The sequence below is a fragment of the Dankookia rubra genome (genome assembly GCF_004355005.1).
In the GTDB taxonomy this organism is placed as follows: Bacteria; Pseudomonadota; Alphaproteobacteria; order Acetobacterales; family Acetobacteraceae; genus Paracraurococcus; species Paracraurococcus ruber_A.
In genome coordinates this window covers 1-7,744 of the sequence record NZ_SMSJ01000157.1, presented here as the reverse complement: position 1 = coordinate 7,744, position 7,744 = coordinate 1, and the positions used below count along the sequence as shown (strand labels likewise).

Below are 7,744 nucleotides of genomic sequence, written 5' to 3'. Positions count from 1 at the left end.
AAGAGTGGCGAGCCGTCGCTACCCGCTACGAAAAGACCGCCGCATCCTTCCTCGGCGTGCTCTGCCTCGCCGCCACCGCAGATTGGCTCAGGCGCTAACGGGGCCTAGAACCCCCAAGGCCACCTCCAAACAGGCAGCCTTGATTCATGTCAGGGGCGGCTCAGGAAGCCCAAGAGTCCACACCACCTAGCGCACCGTCCACCGGCACCACCATTCTCAATCGGGCTGACAGACATGCGATGCGTCGCGCTCGCCACACCCGATCTGGCCTGCGATTTTTTGTCAAAAGAAGCGCAGGCACAATCCATTCAGTCAGCTGCTTTCGACGCCTCACCCGGCTGTCAGCTCAAGCTGACGCCCTGTGCTTGGCGGCCGGATGGTTCGATAACGCCACAGCAAGGCGTGTCACCTTTCTCCAATTTTGACTAAGCCAAAGAGGCTGAACGAACAGGCTGAGATGCGCACAGCTGGGCGGACAGCATGTGGCTTAGCGATCGCGGGCGCGATTGCCGCTATAGCTTCGGATCGAGCAGCGGCGCAGGAGAGCAATAGCGGCGACCTTGCTGCCAAACTCGCCAACCCGATTGCCGCGCTGATCAGTGTACCGTTTCAGAGCAATCTCGACTACGGCGGCGGCACCGGACAGGCATTCCGCTACACCATGCACTTCCAGCCAGTAGTGCCGCTCACACTCAGTCCGGACTGGAACCTGATCCTGCGCACCGTCGTACCGCTGCAGCATATCGAGCGCGTCTTTCCCGACCACCGCACTGGCTTGCTTCGTCGCACTGATCGCTTTGGAGACTCTCTTATTTTGGCGCTGGCAGCGGTGGGATCGCGACCCCATCTCGAATGCCTTGGATCGTCCACTGATAGGCGGCAACGCTGGTGCGCAGTGAGCCAACGCGCGCAGCCGACAAATCGAAGATGCTTATTATGACAACAATCCACATCGCGGTGAGGATTTGTAGGGGATTGCCGCGCAACCTGAGTTAAAAACCGAGTGCCGCCATGCTGAGCAGTGCCATGGTAATCAGAAGCCAGAAGAGGCCAGGTGGTACAGTCATAGCGTTGGCGAAGCGCTCTGCCGTGCTCGCGTCGAATATCTCGTTGATCGCCGCCATAAGCGAGGATGTCACGGCATCGGCACGCTTTCTTACCAGCGCCGACATATGTCCCCAGATCGTCGATTGTAATTCGGCGGTTTGGCGGTTCGCTACCTCCAACGCCTCGGTACCCCATCCAGCCTGCACGAAGCTCGACCGTGCTCGCGCATAAGCCCGCCCACCGGGCAGGAAGATAGGGACATTTGTCAGCGCGATGACTCCGGCGTCCTTCAGGAACTGAGGCATCTCGAATCGGACTTCCTCGCGGATGTCCCGCGTGACGACCGGCTTACCGGCTTCAATCGAGTAGGTCTCCGAGGAGCGCTCCCCCATCTCGACGCGCAGCTCTCCAACGATGCTCCGGGCCCACCCTACGCCAGCACGTACCAGGAGGGACTGGTCGTCCTGCTGTATCTCGAGGATCTTGGCATGTCCCGTCCCGAGCGCCTCGCTTACCAACTGACAAGCCTCGGTCAGGACCTCGTCGAGACTTTTGCTGTGCAGGGCAAAATCACCGAAATCGGCGAGCGCCTTTTGGCGTGCAGCCACTCCCTCAAATTCAGACATGCTGCTGCCGAACTCTCGCTTCATCAGCGGCGAGCAAGGCATCGCGTTGCAGATCGAACAATCCGGAACCGCCGGCCTTGCTCGCGCACATGGACCCGATCAGCACGGAGGCTCTCCACTCGGAAAACGGCCGCTGCCGTACCAGCGCCATATTGCCGTTGCCCCTGCCGATCGCATCGTCACACAACCCTTCGCTGTCACCAAGCGCCGCAAACGACCAGCGCACGTTCGCGTGACATAACCGTGCGGAACTTATGGGGAAGGTGAGATTGCGGCAGTCCTTAGTGCAAGTGCGTAAGCGCCTGTCACGCGACCTTGGCAGCGCGTGCTTTGGTCGTTTATGCTGACACGGTGAAGCATGCGCCGGCCCCTGGTGCATCGGCCACGCCAAGTTCTGCTCCGATCCGGTCGAGCATGGCCCGGATCACTCGCATCCCGAGCCCACCGCCCTGCGACCGCGTGGCCCAGTCCGCCGGCAGCCCGCGTCCGAAGTCACATACCCGCAACTCCACACCGCCGGTCGGCCGCGTCTTCGCGCTCACCTCCACTCGCCCAGGCTCGCCGGGAGCATAGGCGTACTTGAGCGCGTTAATGACCAGCTCGGTCGCAATCAGCGATAGCGCGATCGCGGTCTGGCTCGAGACCATCAACCCGGGCTCGGCGCTGACATCGAGGCGCTGCGTCGCGCCCGCTATCCCGGTCGTCAGGTCGCGGCAGAGCCGGTGGAGCGTGTCACCCAGATCTACGTTCTCCACGTCCTCCGACCGCCCGAGGCTATCGTGCACCCGGGCCACGCTCATCACCCGCGCGTAGGTATCCTCGAAGGCGGTCCGGGCCTCAAGGTCAGCAACAGCTCGCCCTTGGAGGCGCATGACGCTCGCCACGATCTGCAGCGAGTTCTTGACGCGGTGGTCGACCTCGCGCGCCAGCACCTCCTTTTGCTCCAGCGCCCGGGTGAGCGCCTCCCGTTCCGCGGTGAGCTCCGCGATGCGGCGACCTTGGCGCAGGACGACGCCGGCGATCGCGGCGGCAAAAGCTGCCGCCGTGTCGAGCTGCCACGCCTCCCACGGCTCGGCCTCGCCCCGGCGCTCCTCCACCCAGCGCTCGAAGGAGCGCCGCGGCAGTACAGCCCCGGTAGCTGCGTCGGCTCGCACCGGCTTGCGCGGATCGCCGCCCCACACCACGGTCGCGGCCACTTCGGGGCGGAACCAGAGCAGGAGGTGCTCTCGCCCGCTGCCGCCCTCCTGTTCGCCGACGAAAGCGGCCAGCAACCCACTTGCTACTGCAGGCCAGGCGCTCGCAGAGGCGTAGTGCGCCGACAGCCGTTCGGTCGCGTACACCCGGTCGCAGGGCGGGAGGGTACTGCGCAGCCAGTCCGCGAGGCCGGGTAGGTCTGCCTGCGGCGGGGTCATCCCCACAAGCGTGACCCGGTTCCCTGAAACGATTGCCGCCCCGCCCGCCTTGAGCAGGTCTAGCAGTGTGGCGTCGCCCGACGCGTCGCCCGCCGTCATTGCGAGAACGAAGTCGTCCGCGGCGGCCATCCGCCCGAGCAGCACGTTCCGCGCCGTCAGCGACGCCTGCTGCTCGCGCCACAGTCGCCGGCTCTCGAGCTCGTGGACCCGCAGCGCGAAAGCCTCCGTCACCAGCCCGGCAAGCGTCCGGGTGTCCGGCGTGACGTAGTGAGGTCGCCGGTGGTGACCGATGACCAGTCCCCAAAGCGCGCCCTCGACCATGATCGAGAGCGACATCGAGCCGTTCACACCGAGGTTGCGCTGGTACTCCAGATGGACGGGCGAGAGGGCGCGGGACTGGACGTGGGTGAGGTCAACGGCCTCGTTGGTCGGAGACGATCCGGTGAGCACCGCGGCAGGGACGGCATCCCGGTCGACCACGAAGCGCGCCGGGCTCCTGGCGTAGAGCGCCCGGGCCTGCGCTGGGATGTCTGAGGCTGGAAAGCGCAGCCCGAGGAGCGAATGGGCCCAGTCGGCCGATCTGTCCTCCGCCACGGCCTCGCCGTTCCAATCCGGGTCGAAGCGGTAGACCAATACCCGCTCGAAGCCCGTCATGGCTCGGATCTCGCGCACGGTCGTCGCTGCCGCCTCGGCAAGTGTGCCGGCCGCACGCAGCCTGGCGACGGCGTCGCGCGCTTGCGCCGGCGTGGCGGCACCGAAATCCTCCGGGCGCTCCGGCAGGCGCTCCAACTCCACCACGAGCCGGCCGGCATGCAGGTGTGCCTCAGCGCTGAACGGCACGGCGTCCAGACCGAGCCTTGCCGTGGTGCGCAGCGGACGAGCAGGATCGGCCAGCGCGCCGCTGGCAAGGGCGTCTCGAACCGCGGTCAGCAGGTATTCCGGCAACACCTCGGCGAGTGGGCGGCCGACCACCATGCTCGGCTCCACCCCGAGGGCGCTGGCGACGTTGTCGCTGCAGGCCCGGACCGCCAGATTGGGCATGTCGGGATCACAGGCCAGCACGGCGGCGTGTGGCTGCACGGCGCCGCCGAGGTGGATCGGCTCCCGCTCGCACACAGCCGGATCAACTGGCTCGGCCCGGGCGCGCCGGGCAATCGCCTCCGAGGCTGCGGTGCGCGCGAGACGGTGCTGGCCGGGCGGCAGCGCGCCCAGGGAGCGGATCATGATCCAGTAGCGATCCGGCTCCCGTGCGCGACGCAGCCACACTGCGACGCGCACGGGAGCGGGCTCGAAGCCGAACGTGAAGACAAAGCCCTCGTCCAGGACACCGCGCCGGACGCCCTCCAGGAAGCGACCGCGAAAGGCGGGCAGGTCGGTGCAGGGGGCAACGTCGCGGAAGAAGTCGCGCCTGACCACCGCTTCGACGGATCGGCCCGAGAACCGGCTCTCAGCGGCGTTATAGAAGATTATCTGTCCCGCGCCGGTGACCTGGACGACGCCGAAGGGCAGCGCATCGAGCTCGGCATGGTTTAGATCGTCGAGGAGGGCCGGCGTGACCCAATCGAGGTTGTCGCTCAGGGGTGCCCTTCCTCTTCCAGGCGGTGCAGGATTACGTCGTAGTCGAGGCGATGCCGCAACGGTGGCATTGACTTTTCATTACAACCTAAATCGCACGAGTAATGTGGTGGTAGGCGCGATCACTCGCTTCCCGGTTGAGCCAGACTGCGTCGGATCGGCACCTCCACATGGCAGACGAGCCCAGTCCGTGCCCAGGTGAGCGACACCGCGCCGCCGAGCTGCCCACGCACTGTGCCTTCGATCACCCGGGAGCCAAAACCACGCCGCGATGGTCGGCCGGCAAGCGGCGGCCCGTCACCCTCCGCCCAACGCAGCCGCAAGGTTGCCATCGGTGTGCTGGCTTCGATGCACCAGGAGACCGAGACGCGGCCCTCCGGCACCGACAAGGCCCCATGCTTGGCAGCATTCGTCGCCAGCTCGTGCACCGCCATCGCCAGGGGCTGCGCCGTGCCAGGCGGCAGCACCACCGGCGGGCCGTCCAGTTCCGCGCGCTGGTCGGCCAGGAAGGGCGCGAGTTCGCCCCGCAGCATCGTGTGCAGGGCAGCGCCGTCCCAGCGCTCCTCGGCCAGCAGTGTCTGTGCCCGTGCCAGCGCCGAGATGCGGCCCTCCACCGCCCGTACAAAGGCGGGTACATCGTCGGCCCGCGTCAGCCGCAGCATCGTCTGCACCACGGCGAGGGCGTTCTTGGAGCGATGGTCTACCTCGCGCGCCAGCAGCGCCTGACGTGCCTCGATCGCCTTGCGCTGGCGCAGGTCGCGGAAAATCGCCGCGACACCGATTGGGCGTCCGTCAGGCGCGAGCATCCGCGACGCGGTAACGGCGACCGGAATGCGCTCGCCCGATTTCGCCAGGCGCTCGGTCTCGTGCTCATGGACGCGCACCCCGTCCATGGCGCGGCGGAACACCCCGGTTGGGTCAGCGTCGGGTAGGTCCGGCGGGACCAGCAGGCCGACCGCCCCACCCAGCGCCTCAGCCTCCGCGTAGCCGAACAGCTCCTCGGCCCCTCTGTTCCAGGCCAGAATGTGCCCGTCCTCGGCGGCAAAGCCGATGATCGCGTCCGTGGTCGAAGCGACGATCGCGGCGAGGCGAGCGTTGGTTTCCTCGGCTTGCTTGCGGTCGTGGATGTCGACCGAAGCTCCGAACCAGCGGGCGATCGCGCCGGTGCAGGAGTCGCGAAAAGGTTCGCCGCGGACCAGGAACCAGCGATAGCTGCCGTCCTTCGAGCGGATGCGGTGCTCGACAAGGAAGGTCTGGCTGGCCCGCTGCGCCTCGACGAACGCAGCCGTGGTGGCGCTTCTATCGTCCGGGTGGACGAATTCCGCCGCGACCTCGGATGCCGATGTCGGTCCGCATGTAGCGCCCGTATAGTCGAACCACTGCTCGTTAAAAAACTCGTTGCGTCCCGCGGCGTCGATGATCCAGATAATCTGCGGCACAGCGTTGGCCATCAGGCGGAACCGCGCCTCACTCTCCCGCAATGCGGCCTCAGCGCGCGCCCGCCCGATGGCGGCCCAGGTCCGCTCGGCCACCTCGCGCGTTAATGCCAGATCGTCGTCGGACCAACGCCTGGGCTCCGGGTGGGCCACGTAAAGGTAAGCGGTCAGGCGCCCCCCCTTCACGAGCGGGACGACGACGAAGGCGCGCAGAGAGATTGCGGCGTAGGCAGCGAGCGCCTCCGGAGGCGAAGTCCGGGCGTCCTCCTGAACATCATGCACAACGACAGCGCGACCTGCCGCCATGTCGGCCGCCATGGCAGGGCCGTATTCCTCCAAGCGGTACCGGCCGGCGCGGAAGTTTGGGATGCGTCCGTCGTGGATCTCGCCTCCGGTGATGGCGTGCCCTTCGGCATCGACCTCGGCGTAGCCGACTTGCGCTGCGTTCAGGTGCCGTCCGAGCGCATCAGCTGCTGCAGCCATGGCCGCCTTCGGGCTGGACAGATCGCGTAGTCGTTCCTCTAGCCCGAGCCGGAAAGCCTGTCGGCGATCCGCCATCACCCTGGCCGTGATCTCCATGCAGGGACAGAACACACCGGAGACACGGCCCGCCTCGTCGCGCACCGGCGTGTAGGAGAAGGCGAAGTGCGTCTCCTCGGGGTGACCGTGCCGGTGCATGACCAGCATGATGTCGTCCATCTGGATCGGCTCGCCCGCGTAGCAGCGGACCATGATGGGCTTGAGCTCGCCCCAGATCTCGGACCACACCCGATCAAACGGTCTTCCGAGCGCCCCAGGGTGCTTTAATCCGAGGATCTCCGCGTAGCCGTCGTTATAGAGCATGGTGCGCCCGGCGCCCCAGGCGATAAACATCGGCTGGTTTGCGGCGAGCATGACTGCGACCAGCGTCTTGAGCGGCTGCGCCCAGCCCTCCGGCGGACCGAGCGGCGATGCCGACCAGTCACGGGCGCGCATGCGCGCCCCCATGTCGCCGCCATCGGAGAGGAACTTGGGCGCATTGGCGAGCGACACGCCTTCAGTGTCCATTGGCACCGGCACGGCGTTCCCGACGAGGGTTCCGCACATGCTCCTGCCGTTTGCGCTCGTCCTCTTCCAAGAGCCGTAAGGCGGTGCGGACCACTTCGCTGGCACTGCGGTACCGTCCCGACGCGACCCGGTCGTCAATGAAAACTTCCATCTCGGGCGTGAGCGATACGTTCCTGATTCTTCTGAATGTCATGCCAGAACATACAACTTAGGCGCGTATTTGTGTCAATAAATGATGCAGGGCTGGCCAAGTCGTCTATGGCTGCACTGGGGCACCGTATATCCCTTGCCCTACTATCTCACTACGACGAAGACTAGCGAGACTCTCGGCCGGACCAGAATGGGAACAACAGGGTTCCTCGGTGTTCAGCGCGGGTTTGACGGTCAGAAGGCGGCCGAGGAGGTTGGCTCGATTAGGCCCCGTTAGCGCCTGAGCCAATCTGCGGTGGCGGCGAGGCAGAGCACGCCGAGGAAGGATGCGGCGGTCTTCTCGTAGCGGGTAGCGACGGCTCGCCACTCTTTCAGCCTCGCCCAGAGGCGCTCGACGCGGTTGCGGTTGTTATAGATCGGCGCTGGGCAGGCGACTGGAGCCTCGTTGATC

The 7,744-nt window shown here is 66.2% G+C and carries 7 protein-coding genes and 1 pseudogene; 2 read left to right on the top strand and 6 right to left on the bottom strand.

Annotated elements, in window-relative coordinates:
- Window positions 1-98 (top strand): annotated as a pseudogene (locus E2C06_RS34475) (IS5-like element ISMex42 family transposase); the annotation flags it as partial.
- A gap of 359 nt (window positions 99-457) precedes the next feature.
- Window positions 458-940: a hypothetical protein gene (locus tag E2C06_RS34470; RefSeq protein WP_133293073.1), complete on the top strand. Its 483-nt coding sequence runs from the start codon at window positions 458-460 to the stop codon at window positions 938-940.
- A gap of 52 nt (window positions 941-992) precedes the next feature.
- Here the strand turns inward: E2C06_RS34470 and E2C06_RS34465 are convergent, their stop codons facing one another.
- The 6 genes from E2C06_RS34465 to E2C06_RS34440 form a co-directional block, all read right to left on the bottom strand.
- On the bottom strand, window positions 993-1,697 hold the full coding sequence (locus E2C06_RS34465; RefSeq protein WP_133293072.1) for a GAF domain-containing protein: 705 nt from the start codon (window positions 1,695-1,697) through the stop codon (window positions 993-995).
- The gene (locus E2C06_RS34460) at window positions 1,666-1,899 is read right to left on the bottom strand and encodes a hypothetical protein (RefSeq protein ID WP_133293071.1); all 234 of its coding nucleotides are present in this window, start codon (window positions 1,897-1,899) and stop codon (window positions 1,666-1,668) included. Before E2C06_RS34460 ends, E2C06_RS34465 begins: the two co-directional genes overlap by 32 nt.
- Before the next feature lie 112 nt (window positions 1,900-2,011).
- The gene (locus E2C06_RS34455) at window positions 2,012-4,663 is read right to left on the bottom strand and encodes a histidine kinase dimerization/phosphoacceptor domain -containing protein (RefSeq protein WP_133293070.1); all 2,652 of its coding nucleotides are present in this window, start codon (window positions 4,661-4,663) and stop codon (window positions 2,012-2,014) included.
- Window positions 4,664-4,782: 119 nt separating this feature from the next.
- A complete protein-coding gene (locus tag E2C06_RS34450; protein ID WP_165982869.1) occupies window positions 4,783-7,128 on the bottom strand; it encodes a PAS domain S-box protein in 2,346 nt (781 codons plus the stop codon).
- A gap of 4 nt (window positions 7,129-7,132) precedes the next feature.
- Window positions 7,133-7,336 carry a type II toxin-antitoxin system ParD family antitoxin gene (locus E2C06_RS34445; protein ID WP_133293068.1) on the bottom strand — a complete coding sequence of 68 codons (204 nt, stop codon included), beginning with the start codon at window positions 7,334-7,336 and terminating at the stop codon, window positions 7,133-7,135.
- Window positions 7,337-7,566: 230 nt separating this feature from the next.
- The coding region (locus tag E2C06_RS34440) for a transposase (RefSeq protein ID WP_165982868.1) at window positions 7,567-7,744 on the bottom strand (178 nt) is incomplete at its 5' end.

Excerpts from the sequence above, each read along its gene's own strand:
- E2C06_RS34470 (WP_133293073.1), top strand. The coding sequence starts at position 458 with ATGCGCACAGCTGGGCGGACAGCATGTGGCTTAGCGATCGCGGGCGCG.
- E2C06_RS34465 (WP_133293072.1), bottom strand. The coding sequence starts at position 1,697 with ATGAAGCGAGAGTTCGGCAGCAGCATGTCTGAATTTGAGGGAGTGGCT.
- E2C06_RS34445 (WP_133293068.1), bottom strand. The coding sequence starts at position 7,336 with ATGACATTCAGAAGAATCAGGAACGTATCGCTCACGCCCGAGATGGAA.